Annotated in this window: 23 protein-coding genes and 1 pseudogene; 8 read left to right on the forward strand and 16 right to left on the reverse strand. The window is 58.3% G+C overall.

Going from position 1 to position 22,270, the window contains the following annotated elements:
- Positions 1-148: 148 nt before the first annotated feature.
- Positions 149-1,327, forward strand: a complete 1,179-nt coding sequence (gene purT / locus DMP17_RS07165; RefSeq protein WP_337828376.1) for a formate-dependent phosphoribosylglycinamide formyltransferase — start codon at positions 149-151, stop codon at positions 1,325-1,327.
- Positions 1,328-1,354: 27 nt separating this feature from the next.
- Positions 1,355-1,732, forward strand: a complete 378-nt coding sequence (locus tag DMP17_RS07170) for an STAS/SEC14 domain-containing protein (RefSeq protein ID WP_337828377.1) — start codon at positions 1,355-1,357, stop codon at positions 1,730-1,732.
- 407 nt (positions 1,733-2,139) lie between these two features.
- Here DMP17_RS07170 and DMP17_RS07175 read toward each other — a convergent pair whose 3' ends face one another.
- The 8 genes from DMP17_RS07175 to purE all read right to left on the reverse strand — a co-directional run bounded on the left by DMP17_RS07175 (position 2,140) and on the right by purE (position 10,923).
- The gene (locus tag DMP17_RS07175) at positions 2,140-2,562 is read right to left on the reverse strand and encodes a DUF3035 domain-containing protein (protein WP_337828378.1); all 423 of its coding nucleotides are present in this window, start codon (positions 2,560-2,562) and stop codon (positions 2,140-2,142) included.
- A 100-nt stretch (positions 2,563-2,662) separates the two neighbouring features.
- Positions 2,663-3,166 carry a signal peptidase II gene (gene lspA, locus DMP17_RS07180; RefSeq protein WP_337828379.1) on the reverse strand — a complete coding sequence of 168 codons (504 nt, stop codon included), beginning with the start codon at positions 3,164-3,166 and terminating at the stop codon, positions 2,663-2,665.
- Positions 3,163-6,450 (reverse strand): isoleucine--tRNA ligase, encoded by a 3,288-nt coding sequence (locus DMP17_RS07185; RefSeq protein WP_337828380.1) that lies wholly within the window; start codon positions 6,448-6,450, stop codon positions 3,163-3,165. Before DMP17_RS07185 ends, lspA begins: the two co-directional genes overlap by 4 nt.
- A gap of 196 nt (positions 6,451-6,646) precedes the next feature.
- Positions 6,647-7,576: a bifunctional riboflavin kinase/FAD synthetase gene (locus DMP17_RS07190; RefSeq protein WP_337828381.1), complete on the reverse strand. Its 930-nt coding sequence runs from the start codon at positions 7,574-7,576 to the stop codon at positions 6,647-6,649.
- A gap of 47 nt (positions 7,577-7,623) precedes the next feature.
- Positions 7,624-8,790 carry a dipeptidase gene (locus DMP17_RS07195; RefSeq protein WP_337828382.1) on the reverse strand — a complete coding sequence of 389 codons (1,167 nt, stop codon included), beginning with the start codon at positions 8,788-8,790 and terminating at the stop codon, positions 7,624-7,626.
- Entirely contained in the window at positions 8,787-9,290 is a 504-nt protein-coding gene (locus DMP17_RS07200) for a dihydrofolate reductase (protein ID WP_337828383.1), read from the reverse strand. The genes DMP17_RS07195 and DMP17_RS07200 overlap by 4 nt, the downstream gene beginning before the upstream one ends.
- Entirely contained in the window at positions 9,290-10,438 is a 1,149-nt protein-coding gene (locus DMP17_RS07205; RefSeq protein ID WP_337828384.1) for a 5-(carboxyamino)imidazole ribonucleotide synthase, read from the reverse strand. The genes DMP17_RS07200 and DMP17_RS07205 overlap by 1 nt, the downstream gene beginning before the upstream one ends.
- Positions 10,435-10,923: a 5-(carboxyamino)imidazole ribonucleotide mutase gene (gene purE / locus DMP17_RS07210; RefSeq protein WP_337829770.1), complete on the reverse strand. Its 489-nt coding sequence runs from the start codon at positions 10,921-10,923 to the stop codon at positions 10,435-10,437. The genes DMP17_RS07205 and purE overlap by 4 nt, the downstream gene beginning before the upstream one ends.
- 213 nt (positions 10,924-11,136) lie before the next feature.
- Here purE and DMP17_RS07215 point away from each other — a divergent pair, with 213 nt between their 5' ends.
- Complete coding sequence (locus DMP17_RS07215) at positions 11,137-11,757, forward strand: GGDEF domain-containing protein (protein ID WP_337828385.1); 621 nt, start codon at positions 11,137-11,139, stop codon at positions 11,755-11,757.
- Between the two features lie 31 nt (positions 11,758-11,788).
- Here DMP17_RS07215 and map read toward each other — a convergent pair whose 3' ends face one another.
- From map to DMP17_RS07235, 4 genes are all read right to left on the reverse strand, one after another.
- Positions 11,789-12,625 (reverse strand): type I methionyl aminopeptidase, encoded by an 837-nt coding sequence (gene map / locus DMP17_RS07220; protein ID WP_337828386.1) that lies wholly within the window; start codon positions 12,623-12,625, stop codon positions 11,789-11,791.
- Between the two features lie 292 nt (positions 12,626-12,917).
- The gene (gene acnA, locus DMP17_RS07225; RefSeq protein ID WP_337828387.1) at positions 12,918-15,593 is read right to left on the reverse strand and encodes an aconitate hydratase AcnA; all 2,676 of its coding nucleotides are present in this window, start codon (positions 15,591-15,593) and stop codon (positions 12,918-12,920) included.
- Between the two features lie 261 nt (positions 15,594-15,854).
- Positions 15,855-16,595 carry a type VI toxin-antitoxin system SocB family DNA replication inhibitor toxin gene (socB, locus tag DMP17_RS07230; protein WP_337828388.1) on the reverse strand — a complete coding sequence of 247 codons (741 nt, stop codon included), beginning with the start codon at positions 16,593-16,595 and terminating at the stop codon, positions 15,855-15,857.
- Complete coding sequence (locus DMP17_RS07235) at positions 16,543-17,058, reverse strand: Panacea domain-containing protein (RefSeq protein ID WP_337828389.1); 516 nt, start codon at positions 17,056-17,058, stop codon at positions 16,543-16,545. Before DMP17_RS07235 ends, socB begins: the two co-directional genes overlap by 53 nt.
- Before the next feature lie 223 nt (positions 17,059-17,281).
- On the opposite strand from DMP17_RS07235, the gene DMP17_RS07240 reads away from it, so the two are divergent.
- The 5 genes and pseudogenes from DMP17_RS07240 to DMP17_RS07255 all read left to right on the forward strand — a co-directional run bounded on the left by DMP17_RS07240 (position 17,282) and on the right by DMP17_RS07255 (position 19,547).
- Positions 17,282-17,545, forward strand: a complete 264-nt coding sequence (locus DMP17_RS07240) for a type II toxin-antitoxin system ParD family antitoxin (RefSeq protein WP_337828390.1) — start codon at positions 17,282-17,284, stop codon at positions 17,543-17,545.
- Positions 17,545-17,619: pseudogene (locus DMP17_RS46365) on the forward strand (hypothetical protein); the annotation flags it as partial. The gene DMP17_RS07240 and the pseudogene DMP17_RS46365, both read left to right, overlap by 1 nt.
- A gap of 4 nt (positions 17,620-17,623) precedes the next feature.
- Positions 17,624-17,830 (forward strand): type II toxin-antitoxin system RelE/ParE family toxin, encoded by a 207-nt coding sequence (locus DMP17_RS07245; protein ID WP_443217876.1) that lies wholly within the window; start codon positions 17,624-17,626, stop codon positions 17,828-17,830.
- A 285-nt stretch (positions 17,831-18,115) separates the two neighbouring features.
- Positions 18,116-18,352, forward strand: coding sequence for a hypothetical protein (locus tag DMP17_RS07250; protein ID WP_337828392.1), 237 nt, complete (start codon positions 18,116-18,118; stop codon positions 18,350-18,352).
- A 571-nt stretch (positions 18,353-18,923) separates the two neighbouring features.
- The gene (locus DMP17_RS07255) at positions 18,924-19,547 is read left to right on the forward strand and encodes a glutathione S-transferase family protein (RefSeq protein ID WP_337828393.1); all 624 of its coding nucleotides are present in this window, start codon (positions 18,924-18,926) and stop codon (positions 19,545-19,547) included.
- 35 nt (positions 19,548-19,582) lie between these two features.
- Here the strand turns inward: DMP17_RS07255 and DMP17_RS07260 are convergent, their stop codons facing one another.
- The 4 genes from DMP17_RS07260 to trmB all read right to left on the reverse strand — a co-directional run bounded on the left by DMP17_RS07260 (position 19,583) and on the right by trmB (position 22,255).
- Positions 19,583-20,305 (reverse strand): NYN domain-containing protein, encoded by a 723-nt coding sequence (locus DMP17_RS07260; RefSeq protein WP_337828394.1) that lies wholly within the window; start codon positions 20,303-20,305, stop codon positions 19,583-19,585.
- Between the two features lie 34 nt (positions 20,306-20,339).
- Complete coding sequence (locus DMP17_RS07265) at positions 20,340-21,047, reverse strand: RES family NAD+ phosphorylase (RefSeq protein WP_337828395.1); 708 nt, start codon at positions 21,045-21,047, stop codon at positions 20,340-20,342.
- Positions 21,034-21,489: an antitoxin Xre-like helix-turn-helix domain-containing protein gene (locus tag DMP17_RS07270; RefSeq protein ID WP_337828396.1), complete on the reverse strand. Its 456-nt coding sequence runs from the start codon at positions 21,487-21,489 to the stop codon at positions 21,034-21,036. The genes DMP17_RS07265 and DMP17_RS07270 overlap by 14 nt, the downstream gene beginning before the upstream one ends.
- Before the next feature lie 67 nt (positions 21,490-21,556).
- Positions 21,557-22,255, reverse strand: coding sequence for a tRNA (guanine(46)-N(7))-methyltransferase TrmB (trmB, locus tag DMP17_RS07275; RefSeq protein ID WP_337828397.1), 699 nt, complete (start codon positions 22,253-22,255; stop codon positions 21,557-21,559).
- Between the last annotated feature and the right edge of the window lie 15 nt (positions 22,256-22,270).

The following is a 22,270-nucleotide window of genomic DNA, read 5'->3' on the forward strand; positions in this document are numbered from 1 at the left end:
CGCAGACGTATCGGTCATTTTTCAGGGGAATCCGTGATGCTTTGGAACGAGCCATTCTATAATCGCTTTTTATGCTGCACCGCAACATAGACTTATTATCGGCAGGGATAGTTTCCATAATCACACAGTTGCGATTATAGACCGCCCCATGACACCGACCGCTATTATCCTCCTTCTCGGCTCCGGCGAATTGGGCCGGGAATTTACCATTTCGGCCAAGCGTTTGGGCGCGCGGGTGATTGCGTGTGACAGCTACGCCGATGCGCCCGCGATGCAGGTCGCCGACGCGGCAGAGATATTTTCGATGCTCGACGGGGCGGCGCTGCGCGCGGTGGTGCTCAAGCATCAGCCCACCCATATCGTCCCCGAGGTCGAAGCGATCCGCACCGAAGAATTGGGCGCGCTGGAGGCGGAAGGTTTCAACATCATCCCCACCGCGCGCGCGACGCAATTGACCATGAACCGCGATGCGATCCGCGATATGGCGGCGCAGGAATTGGGCGTTGCGACCAGCCTTTATGCCTATGCCAAAACGCTGGAGGAAGCGGAGCAAGCCGCAGCCGACATCGGCTTTCCGTCGGTGATGAAGCCGGTCATGTCCTCGTCCGGCAAGGGGCAGAGCGTGGTGCGCGGCGCGGAAGATGTGCGCGCGGCGTGGGATTATGCCTGTGCCGGGATGCGCGGCGACCGGCAGCGCGTGATTGTCGAGCAATTTATCGACTTTGCCTATGAAATTACGCTGCTCACGGTGCGGACCAAGGATGGCATCCTGTTTTGCCCGCCCATCGGCCACCGGCAAGAACGCGGCGATTATCAAGAAAGCTGGCAACCGACCGCGATGAGCGATGCCGCCATTGCCGCCGCACAGCAAATGGCCGCGAAAGTGGTCGATAATCTGGGCGGCTATGGTCTGTTCGGCGTCGAATTTTTTGTGACCAAAGACGATCAGGTTATTTTCTCCGAACTGTCCCCGCGCCCGCATGATACCGGGATGGTGACCTTGATCGGCCAGCATTTGAGCGAATTTGATTTGCACGCCCGCGCCATCCTCGGCCTCCCCATCCCGGCCATCGGCATGACCGCGCCTGCGGCAGCATCGGCGGTCATTCTCGCCGACCGGGACGCGGAGGATTATGCTTTTTCGGGGCTAGCCGATGCGCTTACTCTGGGGGCTGCGGACGCGCGCGTGGATGTGCGTTTGTTCGGCAAGCCCGTCACGCGGCCCTATCGCCGCATGGGCGTAGCGCTTGCGACCGGTGCGACCAGCGATGCGGCGCGCGCGCTTGCAAAACAGGCTGCGGATTGCATCACAATCGACTATAAATAAGCGACTATCTTCGCAAAGGAGTCGTTTATGTTGCACCTCATCGACAGCGCCGACGATGTGCTGGCACTTACCATTTCGCACAATATTACCGGAGCCGATCTCGACACGATCATGGACCGGCTCGACGCGCTGATGGCCGCCCATGGCACGGTCCATATTTTCGTCGAAACGCACGATATTGAGGGGATAGAGCTGGACTCGCTCGGTGCCTATACGATGCGCGCCATGCCCCTGTTCGGAAAACTCGGCCAATTTGGCCGTGTCGCGGTGGTCGCCGACCAAGCCTGGATTCGCGGCGCAACCCGTTTTGAAAGCATGATATTGCCCAATATCAGCTATCGCGTGTTTGAACCCGATGCCCGCGACGAGGCTTTGGCTTGGGTGAATGGGGACAGTGCGGGATAGCCGGATTATCGCATAGCGTGCTTGTCAAAGTTTTTCGAAACCCAACTCCGCTAGTGCTGAGCTTGTCGAAGCACGAGGAGGGCTTAGCTTTCTCCGCTAGTGCTGAGCTTGTCGAAGCGCGGGGCGAGTTTATCGTTCCCCGTTAGTGCTGAGCTTATAGAAGCACGGGGTGAGTTTATCGTTCCCCGTTAGTGCTGAGCTTGTCGAAGCACGGCCATCAGGATAGGTGGATGCAATACTGACAGACGCCCTTCGACAAGCTCAGGGCTAGCGGTTTTTTCTGCTCATGACTGACGGTTTTTTGCTACCCTCTACCCTATCCCCTCCCCCACCCCACCCCACAAAAAAAGGCCGCGCTCCTTATCCGGAGGCGGCCTATTTTTTTCCGTTGCCGGATGTCGCTAAAATCAGTTTTGCGGGGTGTCCGCATTGGCGAACTGGCCGGCGCCTTCGGGGGCTGCCAGAATGTTGCGCACGGTTGCGCCCTTGTCGACGCTGTTGGTTGCCGGATCGCCCACGGTGGTGCGGATACCGGCATCGGCGCGCTGGCCGCCCGCATCATTCAAAAGCGAGGTTTCTGCGCCGCTGCGCGGAGCGGGGCCGCCGAACAAGGCGCGCAAGGTCTGCTCGCCTGCGCCTTCCACGCCGGGACGCGGCGCGCCGGGCTGCGGCGGGTTCAGGCTGAAATCGGGGGGAACGACGAGCGGTGCCTGACGGCCAACCGCGAATTCGTCCGGACGGTCGCGGTCAAACAGGCTGCCGCTTGCACAAGCCGACAGGCTGACAGCCGCACCAAGGGCCAAAAGCAGGGTGGATTTACGCATCGTCATCTAAACTCCAAAAACTACTCCACCCCTCAACCCGTTTCGCGCTGAACCCCGGTTGAACGGAGCGGAACGCGGGGGAACACGGGTCGGGGATGGCCCTTGTTCAAGCCTCGCTAGCGGTTTCGCCCTTGTCGCGCAACAAAAAGGCCCGTGCAATCAGAATCAGCACGCCGATTGTAATCGCCGCGTCGGCCAGATTGAAAATCAGGAAAGGCCGCCAGGTGCCGATGTGGAAATCGGCATAATCGACGACATAGCCAAGCCGCACCCGATCAAGGATATTGCCGAGCGCGCCGCCCAAAATAAGCCCCAGCGCCATCGCGTCCCATTTTTGCTTTTCTTTCCACAGCCAGCCCGCGACCAGCGAAGCGACCACCGCCGTCAATCCGACCAGCAACCAGCGTTGCAGATCGGTATTAGCGGTCAGCATTCCCATCGAAACCCCGTTATTTTCCGCATAAGTGAGCTTGAAAAAGGGAATGAGGTTGATGCCCTGTTCGCCGCGATGTTGCAGTTGCAACGGGCCGGTCACGACATATTTGACAAGCTGGTCGGCAAGGAAAATCAGCCCCGCCACAATAAGGCCGGTGATGCGATACTGCTTCATGCCGCCGCTCCTTCACCCGCTAGCACCGCATCACAGCGCCCGCACAATGCACCATCTTCGGCAACGTCCGGCAAATGCCGCCAGCAGCGCCCGCATTTATGGTTGTGGGTTTTGGTTGGCACAAACCGAACTAAATGCAGTCCTTGGGTTTTCGCTAAATCCTCTGACGTCACCGTATTCGCATTTACTTTTACGACTTTGAAATCAGAAACAATCGCAACTTCAGCAAAATCCACTGATGTTAGAAGTTCAAGTTCGCGCTCGCCGAATGCTAAGGCTTCGACATCAGCGGCAAGGCTTGAACCCACAATCTTCTCGCGGCGTAACGGCTCAATAGATTCGGTCAATTGATTGCGTAAATGTCGCACTTGCGTCCATTTCCTAACCAACTCGTCATCCCCGCGAAGGCGGGGATCCATTTCCGGACCCGTCAAAACGGCACCAGCATCAGTTGGATTCCCGCTTTCGCGGGAATGACGAAGGTCAGGGAGGATAGGCCATACCAGCAAATGCACGCTGTCGCTGTCCGGATAGCGCGATTGCCACACTTCTTCCGCGGTGAACACCAGCACCGGCGCGGTATAGCGCACCATGGCTTGGAACAAGATGTCGAGCACCGTGCGATAAGCGCGGCGTTTCGGGTCATCTTTGGCGTCGCAATAGAGGCAATCTTTGCGGATATCGAAGAAGAAAGCCGACAGGTCTTCATTGGCGAAATCGCTCAATAGCCGCACATAAGTGTTGAAATCGAAATCATCGACCGCCTGTTTGAGCTTGGTGTCCATATCCGCGAGCAGGTGGAGCATATACTGCTCCAGTTCCGGCATATCGGCCACTTCCACGCGCTCGGCCTCGTCAAAGTCCGACAAAGCGCCCAACATATAGCGGAAACTGTTCCTCAGCTTACGATATTGGTCGCCCACCCCGGCAAGGATTTCCTTCCCGATGCGGTGATCCTCGGTATAATCAACCGACAGCGCCCACAGGCGGATAATATCCGCGCCATAATCGCGCATCAGGTCGAGCGGCGAGATGCTATTATTGAGCGACTTGGACATTTTGCGCCCGTCCGCCGCCATCGTAAAGCCGTGGGTCAGCACTGCATTATAAGGCGCACGGCCCCGCGTGCCGCAACTTTCAAGCAAGCTCGACTGGAACCAGCCGCGATGCTGGTCGCTGCCTTCCAGATAAAGGTCGGCGGGCCATTTAAGGTCCGGCCATTTGCCGCTTTCCAGCACGAACGCATGGGTGCAACCGCTGTCGAACCACACGTCCAAAATGTCGGTCACGCGCTCATAATCGGCGGCGTCATATTTGTCGCCCAGATAGGTTTGGGCGCGCTCTTCGTCCCACGCATCGACGCCCTCGGCGCGGATGGCGGCAATGATGCGGTCATTGACTTCGGGATCGACGAGATATTCGCCCGACTTTCTATGCACGAACAAGGTGATCGGAACGCCCCATGCGCGCTGGCGTGACAACACCCAATCGGGGCGGCCTTCGACCATCGCGCCGATGCGGTTGCGGCCCTTTTCGGGGATGAAGCGCGTATCGGTAATCGCGTTCATCGCGGCCTGACGCAATGTTGGCGCGGCGCATAAAGCCTCTTCCGCCGGATTAATCGCCCCGCCTTCATTCTCCCAGCCTTTTTCGGCCCGGGTCTTGGGCGAAATATGGGTCATCACCTTGTCCATAGACACGAACCATTGCGGCGTGCAGCGATAAATGACCTTGGCTTTGGAGCGCCATGAGTGGGGATAGCTATGCTTATAATCGCTTGACGCCGCGAGCAAAGCGCCCGCGTCGCGAAGGTCCGAACAGATGGGACCATCGGGCGCGTTAAACTTGGGATTGATGACCGACCCTAGCCCGCCGAGCCAGGCCCAATCCTCGCGATATTTGCCATCGCCTTCAACCGCGAACACGGGGTTGATGCCGTGCGCCTTGCACAGGTCAAAGTCGTCCTCGCCATGGTCGGGCGCCATATGGACCAAGCCGGTGCCGCTATCGGTCGTCACGAAATCGCCGGGGAGGAAGGGACGAGGGCGGAGGAAAAATTCCGCGAGGGGGGAGTCGGGGTGGATGGTCGCGGGACTATTAAGCCCCTCCCCTTCAGGGGAGGGGTTGGGGTGGGGGCTGTCCGCAGGCGTGGCGTCAGTTTGACTGCCCCCACCCCCGACCCCTCCCCTAAAGGGGAGGGGAGATTCAAACAGCTTCGCCATCGGATGCCGCGCGATTGTTCCGGCGAGATCGGAGCCTTTGAATTTTGCTTGTTCATAAAAACCGTGAATTCTGAGATTTTCAATGCCTAACAATTCCGCGTTACGTCGAAATTCAGCCCGGATACGGTCCACAAATTGATCTGCCAGCGAAGCAGCGACAATAAAGCTGCGCATTCCACCTTTGCTTGAATAGCGTTCAATATATTGCCGCCGCGGATCATCCTCTGACCAAATACCGTCGCCACCGTCATCCCATTCCGGTTGGAAGGAGATTTTCCAATACTCAACGTCCGGCCCATAGGCCAAAGCTTGATTGACCGGAATCGTCCAAGGCGTGGTCGTCCAGATCACCGCATAAGCCCCGATCAATTCCTTGATCGGCGAGTCCGTGATTTCAAACGCAATATCCACCTGCGTCGAGGTGATGTCCTCATATTCCACCTCGGCTTCGGCCAAAGCGGTTTTCTCCACCGGCGACCACATCACCGGCTTTGCCCCGCGGTAGAGCATATTATTCGACGCGAATTTCATCAGTTCCGACACGATGGTCGCTTCCGCATCGAAATCCATGGTGAGATAGGGATGCGCCCAATCGCCATTGATGCCGAGCCGCTTTAATTGCTCGCGCTGCACATCGACCCAATGTTTTGCATAGGCACGACATTCGGCGCGGAATTCCTTGACCGGCACCTCATCCTTGTTCAATTTTTTCTTGCGATATTGCTCCTCGACCTTCCATTCGATCGGAAGCCCGTGGCAATCCCAGCCCGGAACATAAGGCGCGTCCTTGCCCCGCAAAGATTGCGTGCGCACCACCATGTCCTTTAGAATATGGTTCAGCGCATGGCCGATATGCATGTCGCCATTGGCGTAAGGCGGGCCGTCATGGAGGATGAATTTTTCATGCCCCCGCCGCGCATCGCGCAGCTTTTCATAGAGGTTCTCCTCCTGCCATTTGGCGAGGATGAGCGGCTCTTTCTGCGGCAATCCGGCTTTCATCGGAAAGTCGGTCTGGGGGAGAAAGACAGTGTCTTTATAGTCGGGCTTTTGCGCGTCAGTCATACAGCTTCGCGCCTTACGGGAGAGCGCGGGAGGTTTCAACTGGTTTGGCGGCCTCGGTGCTTCTCCTCCCCTTATCAGGGGAGGTGGCGCGACCGAAGGTCGTGACGGAGGGGTGTGACGCTATCGAGAGGGTGTCACCCCTCCGTCTTGCGCTAACGCGCAATCCACCTCCCCTTATCAGGGGAGGAGTTTCGAGCTAAGCCAACACCGCCTTTGCATCCGCACAATCCTGTGCAATTTGCGCGACCAGCTTATCCATATCGTCGAACTTCATTTCGTCGCGCAGGAAGGCGTGAAATTCGACTTCGATGGTCTGGCCATAAAGGTCGCCGGAAAAGTCGAAGAAATGCGGTTCTAACAATTCCTTGGGCGGGTCGAAGCTGGGGCGGATGCCGATATTGGCCGCGCCGTCCAATAGCTGCCCGTCAGGCAAACGGCCCTTGACCGCATAGACGCCATAACGCGGGCGCAGATAATGGCCCATGTCAATATTGGCGGTCGGAAAGCCTAGTTTTCGGCCATTTTTATCGCCATGCTGGACCTCGCCTTCGATGGCGAAAGGGCGCGTCAGGAGGCGGGTCGCGGTGGCGCAATCGCCTGAGCGCAGCGCATCGCGGATGCGGGTGGAGGAGACAATCGCCCCGCCCTCTTCGACCGGCCCCACAGTGCGGGCTTCGATGCCGAGCGGTGCGCCGAGGTCGCGCAACAAGGCGACATTGCCGCCGCGCTTATAGCCGAAAGTGAAATCATCGCCCGTGACCACGCCCGCCACGCCCATCTCTTCGTGGAGGATACGCCGGACAAATTCCTCCGCCGGAACGCTCGCCAGCGCGCGATCAAATTCGAAGATGAACATCGCGTCCGCGCCCGCCGCTTCGAACAGGCGTTGACGCTGGTCGAGCGTTGTCAGGCGGAACCAGGGCGCATCGGGCTGGAACACGCGCACCGGATGCGGATCAAATGTCGCGATGATCGCGGGTCGGCCTTCTGCGCGCGCCCACGCAATCGCCTCGCCCGCAACCGCCTGATGCCCCAGATGGAAGCCGTCAAAATTGCCGAGCGCCACGATTGCCCCGCGCAACGGTTCGGGGACAGGCTCGGCATTGGTGAGGCGGGGGATGGTCATCAATAATCTCTGATCTTCGTCTTTTTATACCCGCGAGGGGTTTGCAATCATTTTTCCGGCAGGGTCTGCATCAACACGCGTACCACATTGCCGCCCATCACCTTGGCGATGTCTTCATCCGAAAGTCCGGCATCAATGAGCGCCTGCGTCACATGGGGGACGCCGCGCGTATCGAACGGGGTCGTGACCGCGCCGTCAAAATCGGAGCCGAGCGCCACATGGTCTATCCCCGCAATGTCGCGCACATGGATAATGGCCTTGGCGATGTCATCGGGGCGGGTCGAACAGATCGCCCCGTCCCAATAGCCGATGCCGACCACGCCGCCCGTTTTGGCGATGCCCTTCACCTCTTCGTCGGTAAGGTTGCGGTTGACCTTGCAGGTCGCCTGCACTCCGCCATGCGAGCTGATGACCGGCTTGGTCGCCATCGCCAGCACTTCGGCAACGCCCTGATGCGACAGATGCGCCACATCGACAAGGATGCCGCGCGCTTCCATATCGGTCACCATCTTGCGGCCAAAGGGGGTGAGGCCGCCCTGGCTGACGCCGTGCATCGACGCGCCCAGCTCATTATCGAAAAAATGGGTAAGCCCCGCCGAGCGCAGGCCGACATCATAAAGCCGTGCGAGATTGGTTTCCTTGCCTTCAAGATTATGCAGCCCTTCGGCGCTGAACAGCCCGCCGGTCACGCGCTTGCCAGCCTGCCGCTCGGCAAGGAGGCGCGCAAGGTCGGCGCGGGTGCGCACCAGCATCAAGCTGCCGTTAGAAGCTTTGGCGGCCGCTTCCAGTTTCTGCCCATGATAGAGGCTGCGCTCGACCAGCGAAAACCATGTGCGCGGCGGCTGCAACTGGCCGAACGCCAGCAAAGTGATATTGTCGCTATCACCTGTATTATTGTCATAATTCTGGTTGCGCGGCGTTTTGGTCACCGACGAAAATATCTGCAACCCGACATGGCCTTGCTCCAGCCGGGGCAGATCGACATGGCCGCGCGCGCTTTGGGTGAGCAGGCTGCGATTCCACAACAGCGCATCGGAATGGAGGTCGGCGATGAACAGCTTCGCGTGCAGCGCCTTGGCGCGCTCGGAAATCCGGTGGTCGGTGCCGGTCACCTTGTTCATGCTATTTTCGGCGATTTGCGGGACAAAGCCGAAAAATCCGCCCGCCGCGACCGCGATAACCGCCGCGGTGATCAGCCAGCCTTTGCGCTTCATGATAGACCCTTCCGCCGGAATGTGACAAAACTGTAAGCGGCTTTACCGTCCGCTGCCGGATGATCCTCGCGCGCCACCTCTTCCCAGTGCGCCGCATCCGGATAGGCAATGCGCGCATCGCCTTCGGGCGACAGATCGATTTCGGTCAGTTCGATGCGGTCGGCGCGGTCCAGAAACAGCGCATAAATTTCCGCGCCGCCAATGACCGCGATATGCGGGGCGTTGGCGATGCGGATGGCGTCCTCGACGCTGTGCGCGACTTCGACGCCGTCTTCTTCCCATGCTTGGTCGCGGGTGATGACGATGTGGCGGCGGCCTTCCAATATGCCGGGGAGGCTATCGAACGTTTTGCGGCCCATGACCATCGGCTTGCCCATGGTAATCTGTTTGAAGCGGCGCAGGTCGGCGGGCAGATGCCAGGGCATTTTGCCCTTATTGCCGACAACGCCATTGTCGGCGCGCGCCATGATGAGGATGATTTCGGGATGGGCGGGAGACATCAGGCACTGCCCTCCTTGGCCGACTTCGCGCCGGGAATGGCGGGTTCGCTTTCATCGGCCAGCACCCAAGTCGCATGGCCCATTTTGCGCCCCGCACGGCCTTTGCCCTTGCCGTAAAGATGCAAGTGGCAGGCGGGGTCGGCGAGAAATTCGGGCCAGTCATCGACCCGCTCGCCGATAATATTGTGCATGACAACGCGGTTACCGAGGGTCGCGGTGCTGCCCAAGGGAAGTCCGCAAATCGCGCGGATATGGTTTTCAAACTGGCTGGTGAGCGCGCCCTCAATGGTCCAATGCCCGCTATTATGGACGCGCGGGGCCATTTCGTTGAACACTGGCCCATCCGCGCTTGCGAAAAATTCGCACGCCATCACCCCGACATAATCAAGCGCCTCGGCAATCTGCGCGGCAAGGCTGCGCGCCTTGGCAATAGTATCGCCCAGCGCATCGGGCGCGGGCACGGTCGAGCGGTCCAAAATGCCATCGACATGGACATTTTTGGGCGCGTCCCATGATTTTATCATGCCATTGGGGGTGCGCGCGAGCAGGATGGAAAATTCATGGGTGAAGGTGACAAAGCCTTCCAGCACCGCGGCTTGTCCCGCAATCGCGTCCCATGCCGCCACCGCTTCGCCCGCATCGCGGATCACCACCTGCCCCTTGCCGTCATAACCCAAGCGCCGGGTTTTGAGGATGGCGGGTGTGCCGATAGCCGCCAGCGCAGACTCCAGATCGGCCAAGCTATCGACCCCGTGATAAGGCGCGGGCGCGCCGCCCAGATCGCGCACAAAATCCTTTTCCGCCAGCCTGTCCTGCGCAATCGCAAGCGCGCGGCCATTGGGGCGCAGCGGCACCTGTTTGGCCAGCGCGGCTATCGGCGCTGCGGGCAGATTTTCAAATTCATAGGTGACGACGGCGCATTGGTCAGCAAATCGCCCCAGCGCGTCGGCATCGTCATAAGCGCCTTGCGTCCAATGGGTCGATACTTCAAAGGCCGGCCCCGAACTTTCCGGCGCATAAATATGGGTGCGATAGCCAAGCCGGGCTGCGGCCATGGCCATCATCCGCCCAAGCTGTCCGCCACCGATAATGCCGATGGTTGCCCCCGGCCCGATCACCGCGCTGTCCGCTTCTGTGCCTGCGCTCATGATGGCGTGTCAGCCACTTTCTGCGTCTGGGCCGCGCGCCAATCCTGAAGCCGTCCGGCGAGCGCGTCATCCTGTGTTGCAAGGATGGAGGCCGCCATCAGCCCCGCATTGGTCGCCCCCGCGTTCCCAATAGCCAGCGTTCCCACCGGAACCCCGCCCGGCATCTGCACAATCGACAATAGGCTATCCATGCCGGACAAGGCTTGCGATTGCACCGGCACGCCCAGAACAGGGAGCCAGGTCATCGATGCGACCATACCGGGCAGATGCGCTGCGCCGCCTGCGCCTGCGATAATCACTTTAAGGCCGCGCTCTGCCGCGCCCTTGGCATATTCGACCAGCCGGTCGGGCGTGCGGTGGGCGGATACGATGCGACATTCATGGGCCACGCTCAGTTCGCGCAGCACCTCGCTTGCGCGGATCATGGTTTCCCAGTCCGACTGGCTCCCCATGACAATGCCGACCTTGATTTCGTCTCCACCCATGCCTGTATTTCCCGCTTCGCTCAAAAGGATGTGCTTGCGCTCTATCGAGTCCCGCCGCGCGGGGCAATGGCTGGCGGCCCTTGGCTGCGCGATTGGGTGGAACTTTCAATTCCTAATATGGTTTAATCCATGATAACCCTATGAACTAATAGGCAGAAAACCTTACCGGATTCGCACGAATCTCCGGTGCAAATATTGGGGCAGGGCGTTAATATGGATGCAGGCGGAAGCCGCTCCAAAGGAACAGCAACAGGGCATAAGCCCCTAACTTCTCCCGAAGAAGTGGAAATGCTGCGCCTTCAGGTGCAAAATCTGATCCGGGAAAATCAGACGTTGAAAATTGCGGTCGCCGAACTCGAACGGATTGTCGACCGCGATACGCTGACCCCGCTTTATAACCGGCGCTATTTCATGCACGCGCTGATCAAGCGCAAGGCGCGGTTGCAACGGCATAAACAGCCCTGCGCGCTCCTCTATATCGACGTGGACGGATTAAAGGCGATTAACGATGCGCACGGCCATGCGGCGGGCGATTTCGCGCTGTTGCGCCTCGCCGAATTGCTGCGCGCCAATATCCGCGCGTCGGACATTGCCGCGCGCATTGGCGGGGATGAATTTGCGCTGTTGCTCGACCAGCTTGACGAGGAAGCAGCACTCGAAAAGGGCCAGCGGCTCAATAGGGTGATTGCGGACACGCACATCGAATTTAGCGGCCGCCGCTTCGGGCTTAGCGCGTCTATCGGCTGCATCATGATTACGCCGGAGGAAAATGAGGACCAGCTCCTCGCCCGCGCGGATCAGGAAATGTATCGGGTCAAGCAATCGCGGACGTAAGGGTAAGGGGGAAATCCCTGCCCCCTATGCCTCATGACGCCGCCGCATAAGGCGGGCGGTGCAGCCCGCCGGGACTGGTTGTGAAAATTTCACAGCCCGTTTCGGTAATGCCGATACTATGTTCGAATTGCGCCGACAGGCTGCGGTCGCGGGTGACGGCGGTCCAATCATCGTCGAGGATTTTGACGCCGGGCTTGCCGATATTGATCATCGGCTCGATGGTGAAGATCATGCCGGGCTTCAGTTCCGGCCCCTGCCCTGCGCGGCCATAATGATAGACGTCCGGCTGGTCATGATAAACCAACCCCACCCCATGCCCGACAAAATCGCGCACCACGCTATAGCGATGCTTTTCCGCATGGCGCTGGATTGCATGGCCGATGTCGCCCAAATGATTGCCGGGCTTGGCCTGTTCGATACCGAGCATCAGACATTCATAGGTCACATCGACCAGTTTGCGCGCTTTGATCGGCACAGTGCCGACCAGATACATACGGCTGGTATCGCCATGCCAGCCATCCACCACCGATGTAATGTCGATATTGAGAATATCGCCTTCATGCAGCATCTTGTCGCCGGGGATGCCGTGGCACACGACATGATTGACCGAAATACAGCTTGCATGGGCATAGCCATTATAGCCGATATTGATAGCGGTCGCGCCCGCAGCTTCGATGCTGGTGCGGATGAAATCATCCAGCGCGGTGGTGGTGACGCCGGGCACGACAAGCCCTGCCACATCATCCAATATCCGCGCGGAAATCTGCCCCGCAACACGCATCCCGGCAAAGGCGTCAGGGCCATAAAGCTTGATAACATTCATCCGCTCGCGCGGGGTATCGGGGGTTACATCAATGTAGCGAGTCATGGCGCGGGCCTTAGTGTGTTTGACGCAAATTGACCAGATGGTTGGCCCGGCACACAGAATTTTGACACGCGGCCACCCTCACCACCCGTTAGCCCTGAGCTTGTCGAAGGGCGTTTGTCAGTATTGCGCTTGTCTTACCCCCGCCCTTCGACAGGCTCAGGGCTAACGGGTGAAAACGGACAAATAACCTATCGTCATTGCGAGCGTAAGCGAAGCAATCCAGAGCCGGCGTAAACCGCCCTGGATTGCTTCGTCGCTTGCGCTCCTCGCAATGACGGAATGTAGGGCTTCCTTACGCCGCCAATTTGCGCAGCACATACTGCAAGATGCCGCCATTCATGAAATATTCCAGTTCATTGGCGGTATCGATGCGGCAGAGCGCGGTGAAGGTCACACGGGTGCCATCCGGGCGGGTGACTTCGACTTGCACGTCCTGACGCGGCTGCAAATCGGCAATGCCGACAATGGTGAAGCTGTCATCGCCCGTCAGGCCCAGCGTTTCGCGGGTTTCGCCATCCTTGAACTGCAAGGGCAGCACGCCCATACCGACAAGGTTCGACCGGTGGATGCGTTCAAAGCTTTCGACGATCACGGCTTTGACGCCCAGCAAATTGGTGCCCTTGGCCGCCCAGTCGCGCGACGATCCGGTGCCATATTCCTTGCCCGCGATAACGACGAGGGGCTTACCCTCTTCCTTATATTTCATCGCGACATCATAGATTGGCATGACTTCGCCCTGATAGCGGCTCATGCCGCCTTCGACGCCCGGCACCATTTCGTTGCGGATGCGGATATTGGCGAACGTCCCGCGCACCATCACATCATGATGGCCACGACGGCTCCCGTAAGAGTTGAAGTCGGCCTTGGCGACCTGATGCTCCATCAGCCATTGGCCCGCCGGCGAGTCCGCCTTGATCGAGCCAGCCGGCGAAATATGGTCGGTGGTGATTGAATCGCCCAAAATCGCGAGCGGCATCGCGTCGATAATGTCCGACACCGGCGCAGGCGTCATTTCCATGCCGTCAAAATAAGGCGGGTTCGCCACATAGGTCGACACCGGATTCCACGAATAGGTTTCCGAACCCGTCACATTGATCGCCTGCCAATGCTTGTCGCCCTTATACACATCGGCATAGCGCGCGACGAACATATCGCGGCTCACCGCATTTTGCATGAGCGCGGAGACTTCCTCATTGGTCGGCCAGATGTCCTTCAGGAACACATCATTGCCATTCTTGTCCTGACCGATCGGGGTCGAGGTGAAATCCTCCGTCACCGTGCCTTTAAGCGCATAAGCGACCACCAGCGGCGGCGAGGCAAGGAAGTTGGCGCGCACGTCCGGCGACACACGACCTTCAAAGTTGCGGTTGCCCGACAAGACCGACGCGGCAACAATATCATTCTCGTTGATCGCCTTTGAAATCGGCTCGGCGAGCGGGCCGGAGTTACCGATACAGGTGGTGCAGCCATAACCCACAAGGTTGAAACCGATCGCGTCGAGATGCGATTGCAGTCCGGCCTTTTCCAGATAGTCGGTCACAACCTGAGACCCTGGCGCAAGGCTGGTCTTGACCCAAGGCTTGGGCTTCATGCCGCGCTCATTCGCCTTTTGCGCGACCAGACCGGCGGCAACAAGAACGCTGGGGTTCGATGTGTTGGTGCAGCTCGTAATCGCCGCAATCACAACGTCGCCATCGCCAATGTCATGGGGCTTGCCATCAACCGCAACGCGCTTGAAGCCGTCATGATTGTATACGCTCTTAAGGTCACCGTTGAACACGTCATCAACTTGCGTCAACGCAACCTTATCCTGCGGACGCTTGGGACCGGCAAGGCTCGGCACAACCGTCGACATGTCGAGTTCGAGCGTGTCGGTGAAAACCGGATCCGGCATATCGGCGTGGAGCCACAGACCCTGTTCCTTGGCATAGGCTTCGACCAGCGCAATCTGCTCTTCGCTGCGGCCGGTGAGGCGCAGATAATCGATGGTCTTTTCGTCAATGCCGAAGAAGCCGCAGGTCGCGCCATATTCCGGCGCCATGTTGGCGAGCGTCGCGCGATCAGCAAGGCTCAAGGACGCAAGGCCCGGACCATAATATTCCACAAAGCGCCCGACCACGCCCTTGGCGCGCAGCATCTGGGTGCAGGTCAGCACAAGGTCGGTCGCGGTAATGCCTTCGGGCAATGCGCCGGTGAGCTTGAAGCCGACCACTTCGGGGATGAGCATCGAGACCGGCTGGCCGAGCATCGCGGCTTCGGCTTCGATCCCGCCAACGCCCCAGCCAAGCACGCCAAGGCCGTTAATCATCGTGGTGTGGCTGTCGGTGCCAACACAGGTATCGGGATAAGCAACCGTCGCGCCGCTCGCATCTTGCGACGTCCACACCGCGCCCGCGATATGCTCAAGGTTCACCTGATGGCAAATGCCGGTGCCGGGAGGGACCGCCTTGAAATTGTCGAGGCTCTTCGATCCCCATTTCAAAAAGTCATAGCGTTCGCCGTTGCGATAATATTCGATTTCGACATTCTGTTCGAACGCCTTGGGGGTACCGAATTCATCAACCATGACCGAGTGGTCGATGACGAGGTGGACGGGCACCAGCGGGTTGATCTTGGAGGTATCACCGCCAAGCTTCGCAATCGCATCGCGCATCGCGGCCAAATCGACCACGCACGGAACGCCGGTGAAATCCTGAAGCAATACGCGCGCGGGGCGGTACTGGATTTCCGTGTTCGACGTGGGATTATTCTGCCAATCGACGAGCGCCTTGATATGCTCGTCGCCGACGGTGAAGCCACCATCTTCAAAACGCAGCAGATTTTCGAGCAGCACCTTCATCGAAAAAGGCAGGCGCGACACATCGCCAAATTTTTCGGCAGCCTTTTTGAGCGAATAATAAGCATAGTGCTTGCCGCCTACGTCCAGCGTAGCGCGCGCGCCCAAAGCGTCCTGTCCAACAGCAGTCATGAGATGCGTCCCTCGTTCTTAAAAGGTGCATAGCGACCGGTTTGGGGAATGACGCACCCCCTCACAAAATCCGCCCTATATTCTAAGGCAGCCGCCCCGCTAACAGGGCCAAGGGACCATCAAACCAGCGCAAAGCACTCAGGTGGAAAATAGATGCCCTGCCCCTTAGCGCGTTGGGCGAAAGAGTCAAAGGGCGACGATGGTCGGGGGGTGGGTGAGCCTCCCAATTGCCCGACCTGTCCGAGCCATCTACTCCGATGGCTACAAAAGACTGCCACCTGCCGCACGGCGTTTGGGAGGAGCAGCTTGCCGTTCTTCTTCGACCTCAATCCAAATTTTATAAGTTTCATCTATCATTGCTGACAGTTCTTCAAAAGAATACAAGCCAACTTCAGAAGCAAAATATTCGGCAATTTGGCGATCTTTTTTCCCGTGTTGCGGAAATTTCAGGATCAGCCTTTCCGCATCCAGCATGTCCGGATCTACGGAACGCGTATGCTCATGCATCATAGAAAAAACAAATTTTCGAGCAAGAAAATCTAAACCGGATGTTCCCCGTCGATGGTCAGTAAATACTTGGGTTGGCTTGCCATTAACAACAAGAATAAAATTTTCCCAATATCTGACACTTCCCCAAGAGCCGATGGACATTGCTGGAAGCTGTCGCTCGATCGCATCCGTCACATTTTCTGAACACCAACTGTGAAACAGCTTGATCACATCCAAACAAGCAATCTCTTGATTGTCACATCGACAAGCCTGCCTCACGATTTTGAGAATATTCTCTATCTTAGGCGCGTTCGCACTAAGCCCCAAGGGATCGCGCGGGTTAACAACAGTAAAGCTTTGGCTACGTGCTGGATCATAAGACCACCCTCCGCCACCGACACCGAACCGTCGCAATCGAATGCGTTTCTCCTCAGCCGGTAAATGTGCAACTTTTGCTAAGTCAATTTCCGGCAAACGGCGTAGCTTCATCCATTCCCCCTTGGGCAGGCGCATCTGTCAAAACAAGCTTCAATTTATGGAATCGCTCGACAGTCAATTTGTCGCTGATTCGATTACCGACTGTAGCACCTGTTTTTGCTTTGTTCCATACTTCGTACCACGCCCCGTCGCGAACATGACTCAGTGAGATGAGCTGATTGGGATGTAAATGTCCCATCGTCCGCATTATGCCAGCAATATGATCGTCAGCCTCTATATCGCCATCTAATGCGGGCATCGTTATTTCACCAGTAAAGGGGTCTACACGTTGGATAAGGGTCGTGATAGGCTCGCGCCCATAAGATTTTAACTCGTTGTATACTGGCCTGCAAACCGGACCATATTCCCAAGCCTCAAAAGCCCCTCGGATTAACGGCCTACTCTGCCTAATCAAAAAGCTTGCGTGCGCGAAATACATCAATTTCTGAACAGAAACGTTCCAAATTGGCATTTCGCGTCGGTTTGCAAATGTGATCATTACATTTGCTATCGCCCTAGGATCATGTCCGGACGTCAATCTATCCCCCAAAAATACACCCACATTATGTGCCGTGGGCACTAATCTTTCCCACCATTACCGTCAACGCGAAGTCGACGAGATGAATCATCACATAGCATAAAAACACAATGTTCCCTCTTTGTTCTTATGTCAATTTCATTTTAGTAGCAATTATTCCTACCATCCACTATCATCCCACCCCATGGCCAAAGTCCAAAAGATCAGCATTGCCCTTACCGATGACCTTGCGGCCGATGTTCAGGCGGCGGTGCAGAGCGGGGAGTTTGCGACGACTAGCGAGGTGATGCGCGATGCGTTGCGGTTGTGGCGACGCGAGCGGCAGGAGCGGTCGGCCTTTGTCGCCGAATTGCGAACAGCGTGGAAAGACGGCCTTGCGAGTGGTGAAGTGTGGGAACTGATCCGCGCCGATTTGGAGGCGATCAAGGCCAAGGCGCGCGGCGCATAATGCCGCGCCTTATCTGGCTTCCGTCCGCAGAGGCCGACCTTGGCGCCATCTACCGCTTCATTGCTGCCGACCATGAGCCTGCCGCAAGCGCGCTTCTCGAACGGTTATGGGACGCCGCAGAAGGCTTACGCGACTTTCCCGAAATCGGCCCGCCCCGAAATCGCGGCGGACGCGCGCAGTCTTACGGTCGGAAATTATCTGATCCTCTATCGCTTGCGCAAAAGCGACGTCGAAATCGTTCGCCTGCTCCATGGAGCGCAATATCTCGACAATATTTGGGATTAAGTCTCTCCCCCCATTTTCCCCTTTCCTACACCCTCCCCTTAAAGCCATGCCGGGTTTGCTGGTGAGTGGGTTTGTGACTTCGGGAGGGTTGGGAGGGCGTTTATGTCATGTGTGTCATGCACGTGGTCGCAGTGAAGGAACATCTTAAAGTTACATACCCCTGTAACTATAAGTCTGGGTGAAAGGTTACATACCCCCTTAACCTTTGCAAAAAGAGACGTATTACTGTGGGTTTGTGGAACCCTTCTGCCTTGCCGCCCGTTGGCTGGGTGAAGGAGACAGACGATGACCGACCAGAATCGGACCAATCAGGAAAAGAATGAAGCGGTGCAGGCCAATGCGGGCCATGCCGAGGAAGAGGGCAAGAAGGATAAAGCCCGGTTGGACGCGGAAGCGGCGCGTGCGGACGAGAAGGCCAAGCAAAAGGATGCGCTCACCAAAAAAGCGGAATCGCGCGAACTGGATCGGGAGTTGGATGATTCGATGGACGGCTCCGACCCGCCGTCGATTACCCAGCCTTGATGGGTAAATTTAGCCCCAAAATTGAACCGTAGCCCTACGATTGTCGAAGGACGGATCTGGCGGATGGGCGTCCTTCGACAAGCTCAGGACTGCGGTTTTGGGTAGGCTTGAGGTAGGCTTGGTGTTATTTATCTCATCGTCATTGCGAGGAACGGAGTGACGAAGCAATCCATAGTCGCGCTACGCAACGCTGGATTGCCGCGTCGGCTTCGCCTCCTCGCAATGACGGTGGGTGGGTAGATTTAAATGGCGGTGTGTGGGTAGGTCTATCTGCGCATCAACAGATCGCATAAACACAGATCGCATAAACTCAGACCGCACAAACAAAGGCTCCCCACCTGAAGATGCGGGCATATAAGCCGCATAGAGCGCCACGAGACTGCCCCCGCCCAACCATCCATATCCATCCGCTTATCCGCCTTACCCTCGCGGTCAGCCGCCGTTGCGGGGCCGTTACCGTGGATAGGCGGGAACCGATGGCTTGTTCAAACATAGAAAGGCTGTGTGGCAGGGGCATCATATGTGCCGCCTGCGCTTTCCCGATGGCCCCTATTTTTGCGGAGATTCCTTCATGACCACGCTTTTCTATTCGCCCGGTGCCTGCTCGCTCGCGCCGCATATTGTGCTGGAATGGATTGGCGCGCCTTATGAGGCGGTGCGCGTCGAATTGGGGTCGGATGCCTATAAGGAAATCAACCCGACCGGCGCGGTGCCGGCGTTGCGCGAAGAGGATGGCTGGACCTTGACGCAGGCCGGCGCAATCCTTGAATATCTGGCCGCCAAATATCCGGAAGCCGGGTTAGGCGGCGCACCCGATTTGCGCGCGCAAGCCGAACTGCATCGCTGGTCGTCCTTCTTTACCTCCGATATGCACGCGGCTTTCTGGCCGATCTTTTCGCCCGCCCGCTATACGGTCGATAGCAGCGATGCCGCGCTGGCGGCGGCGGCCGAGGCGGGTGTTGCCTTGGTGCGCAAGCAATTGGCCTTCCTCGACGCGCATATGGCGGGCCGCGAATGGATTTTGGATGGCGGACTGTCGGTCATCGACGCTTATGCGTTTCCGATGCTGCGCTGGGCGGTCGCCAAAGTGCCGGGAGGGCTCAAAGATTATCCCAATGTCAAAGCCCTGATGGACCGCCTCGCCGCCGATCCGGTGGTCCAAAAAGTGCTGGCCGACGAAATGGCGGGCGGATAGGCGCCCCCCTAACAGGTCGGTGCAGACAATCCGGCCTATCTCGCGCGGATCTGGTAGTGGCCGGATGCCGCACGGCGCGAGTCAAACCCGCCGCTCTTCACCACCAAATCGCTGAGTTTGGTATGACCATAAGTGCGCGGGTCAAAATCGGTGGTGAGTTGTGCAAGGCGGCTGCCTACCAAGCCCAGCATCACCCAGCCATCATCATTGTCCAGTTGCGCAATCGCTTTGCGGATGAGCGGAACCGCCTTGCTGGGCGCTTCCTTCTTGGCTTCCGGGGCAGCCTTTATTTCATTGGCCGCGACCGGGGCATCGGGCGACATCAGATTTTCGGTGTAGATGAAGCGGTGGCAGGCCTGACGGAAGCTTTGCGGCGTTTTCTGCTCGCCAAAGCCATAGACATCCACGCCCTGTTCGCGGATGCGTGCGGCAAGGCCGGTGAAATCGCTGTCCGACGATACAAGGCAAAAAGCGTCGAAACGCCCGCTATGCAACAGGTCCATCGCGTCAATCACCAGCGCAATGTCGGACGCATTTTTACCGGTCGTATAAGCGAAATTCTGGTGCGGCCGGATAGCGTGCCGGGCCAGAATATCGACCCAAGGCTTGAGTTGCGGTTTCGAAAAGTCGCCATAAATGCGCCGGACGCTGGCCTCGCCAATCTTGGCAATTTCTTCGAACAGGCGCGCACATATCCGCGCTGACGCATTATCGGCGTCGATAAGAACGGCAAGGCGGGTACGCGATTCACTGGACATGGGGCCAAGATTAAATTTTAAATCTTAACAATTACTACAGCCGCACCACATCATAGCCCGCTGTGCCCGACCAGGTGAGGCGCATCATTGCACCTTGCGCGACCGATTGGACCACATTGGGCCATAGCGCCACGAAACAGGTGCCGCCTTGCGCGCGCACCGACGGGTAGAGGATGCCATTATGGCCGCCCGCGCGGACGGCCGCCGCAAAAGCATTGCCCGCCGGATAACCGACAGCCATATCGGGATCGAGGCTCTTATGGCCGGGTCGTTGTCGCAAGTCGGCAAACAGGCCCGCCATGCTCGCCCACATCTCGCAATAATCGACGACAGCGTTGAAATCACCGGCATCTGCCAACGCCCGCGTCAGGTGGAAACCCACCTCGGCGATACAGGTATCGACATGGAGCGCCGCATACCACGCCCCGCGATTTGCCGGATTGAAACGCATCGGCTGGCGCGGCTTGGCATAAGCGAAGCTGGCATTGATGAATTTGGCGTGCGGGACGCCGTGGACAAGCTCGTCGGAATTCAGCCCGCTTAACCCCCGCTCCTGTGCGATCAGGCGGCTGCTCGTCGCCCCTTCGATTTCGGCCAGAAGCGCAAGCGCCTCTTCGCCATCGGCAAGCGGGGTCAACACCGCTTCACGCAGTCGCGCGCTCGAAACCAACCGCACCGTGCGCGGGAAAGCATCCCGTATCAGCGGAACGCCGTCAATCGCGCCTTCGTCAGAATCCGCCACGCAATGCGTCAATATATTGGCGGGTTTCAAGCATACGTGGGATGCCCCCTTCGATCATCGCCTCGATCGGGCTGCGCCGGTCAAAAATCGGTCCGCGATTGGCAAGCCGGGGCCAGCGGTCCGCCATGCTGTCGGCAAAAAGCAGGTGCAGGCCTTTGAAAATGCCGATGAGCGCGGACGCGCGGGTCAGTTGGTCCTGGCTCAACACGCCGTCCCATTTACCCGCCTTCATCCGGTCCCAAGTGCTGTCCGACACGCCGAGCAGCGCCGCGCCTTGCGCATTGCTGCCATCCCACGCCTCGACCAGACGGAGCAAGGCCTTGACCGCCGCCGGGGTGAGCCGCTTGCGGTCCTCCTCATCGGCGAAATTCTGGAGCCCGTGCGGTGCAACGGGCTTGGATTGCAAAGATAGCGCGTAGGGCATAAGCATCTCCTGACGCATATATATACGTCACAAGGTGCGATTGTCAAGATTTTGGTGGAGCGCGGCGCGGCACGAAACCGGTGCGCTACCGCTTACGATAGCGGAAATACCAGACATCATGGCCGACGTCGCGGGCTTTGGCTTCATAGCGGGTTTCGGGCCAGCCGCCGGGGCGGCTGAGGAAATCCTTGGGGCTTTGCGCCAGCCATTCAAACTGATGCTCGTGGCGGGCCATGACCATCATCGCGTGACGCACATAGACCGGATGGTCGGTGCCGAAACGGAATTCGCCGCCGGGTTTAAGTTTGGCCGCGATCATATCGACCGGGCCATCATTCATCATGCGACGCTTGGCGTGGCGTGCTTTGGGCCAAGGGTCGGGGTGGAGCAGATAGACAAAGGAAAGCGCCCCGTCGGGAATACGCCCCAGCACATCAAGCGCATCGCCCATATGCAGGCGGATATTGGGCAAGTGCCGGTCGCGCACATGGCCGAGCGCGGACACCACGCCATTGAGGAACGGCTCGGCCCCGATAAAGCCGTGGTCGGGCAACATATCGGCGCGATAGGCCATATGCTCGCCGCCGCCGAACCCGATTTCGAAATGCAAGGGCCGGTCATAACCGAACAGGCCTTCCGCCGTCACCGGCCCTTCCGCGGGGACCGCAATGGCGGGGAGCAATTGGTCAACCAACTCCTGCTGCCCCGGGCGCAGCTTATGGCCTTTGACGCGGCCATAAAGGCGGCTCAACATGGTCGGATCGGTGGATTTGGATGCACTCATGGGCGCGGCGGGTAG

The organism is Pseudonocardia sp. TMWB2A (genome assembly GCF_017312135.1).

Bases quoted from the DNA above. Each gene is read 5' to 3' on its own strand.
- purT (WP_337828376.1), top strand. From the start codon at position 149: ATGACACCGACCGCTATTATCCTCCTTCTCGGCTCCGGCGAATTGGGC.
- DMP17_RS07170 (WP_337828377.1), top strand. From the start codon at position 1,355: ATGTTGCACCTCATCGACAGCGCCGACGATGTGCTGGCACTTACCATT.
- DMP17_RS07175 (WP_337828378.1), bottom strand. From the start codon at position 2,562: ATGACGATGCGTAAATCCACCCTGCTTTTGGCCCTTGGTGCGGCTGTC.
- lspA (WP_337828379.1), bottom strand. From the start codon at position 3,166: ATGAAGCAGTATCGCATCACCGGCCTTATTGTGGCGGGGCTGATTTTC.
- DMP17_RS07185 (WP_337828380.1), bottom strand. From the start codon at position 6,450: ATGACTGACGCGCAAAAGCCCGACTATAAAGACACTGTCTTTCTCCCC.
- DMP17_RS07190 (WP_337828381.1), bottom strand. From the start codon at position 7,576: ATGACCATCCCCCGCCTCACCAATGCCGAGCCTGTCCCCGAACCGTTG.
- DMP17_RS07195 (WP_337828382.1), bottom strand. From the start codon at position 8,790: ATGAAGCGCAAAGGCTGGCTGATCACCGCGGCGGTTATCGCGGTCGCG.
- DMP17_RS07200 (WP_337828383.1), bottom strand. From the start codon at position 9,290: ATGTCTCCCGCCCATCCCGAAATCATCCTCATCATGGCGCGCGCCGAC.
- DMP17_RS07205 (WP_337828384.1), bottom strand. From the start codon at position 10,438: ATGAGCGCAGGCACAGAAGCGGACAGCGCGGTGATCGGGCCGGGGGCA.
- purE (WP_337829770.1), bottom strand. From the start codon at position 10,923: ATGGGTGGAGACGAAATCAAGGTCGGCATTGTCATGGGGAGCCAGTCG.
- DMP17_RS07215 (WP_337828385.1), top strand. From the start codon at position 11,137: ATGGATGCAGGCGGAAGCCGCTCCAAAGGAACAGCAACAGGGCATAAG.
- map (WP_337828386.1), bottom strand. From the start codon at position 12,625: ATGACTCGCTACATTGATGTAACCCCCGATACCCCGCGCGAGCGGATG.
- acnA (WP_337828387.1), bottom strand. From the start codon at position 15,593: ATGACTGCTGTTGGACAGGACGCTTTGGGCGCGCGCGCTACGCTGGAC.
- socB (WP_337828388.1), bottom strand. From the start codon at position 16,595: ATGCGCCTGCCCAAGGGGGAATGGATGAAGCTACGCCGTTTGCCGGAA.
- DMP17_RS07235 (WP_337828389.1), bottom strand. From the start codon at position 17,058: ATGATCACATTTGCAAACCGACGCGAAATGCCAATTTGGAACGTTTCT.
- DMP17_RS07240 (WP_337828390.1), top strand. From the start codon at position 17,282: ATGGCCAAAGTCCAAAAGATCAGCATTGCCCTTACCGATGACCTTGCG.
- DMP17_RS07250 (WP_337828392.1), top strand. From the start codon at position 18,116: ATGACCGACCAGAATCGGACCAATCAGGAAAAGAATGAAGCGGTGCAG.
- DMP17_RS07255 (WP_337828393.1), top strand. From the start codon at position 18,924: ATGACCACGCTTTTCTATTCGCCCGGTGCCTGCTCGCTCGCGCCGCAT.
- DMP17_RS07260 (WP_337828394.1), bottom strand. From the start codon at position 20,305: ATGTCCAGTGAATCGCGTACCCGCCTTGCCGTTCTTATCGACGCCGAT.
- DMP17_RS07270 (WP_337828396.1), bottom strand. From the start codon at position 21,489: ATGCGTCAGGAGATGCTTATGCCCTACGCGCTATCTTTGCAATCCAAG.
- trmB (WP_337828397.1), bottom strand. From the start codon at position 22,255: ATGAGTGCATCCAAATCCACCGATCCGACCATGTTGAGCCGCCTTTAT.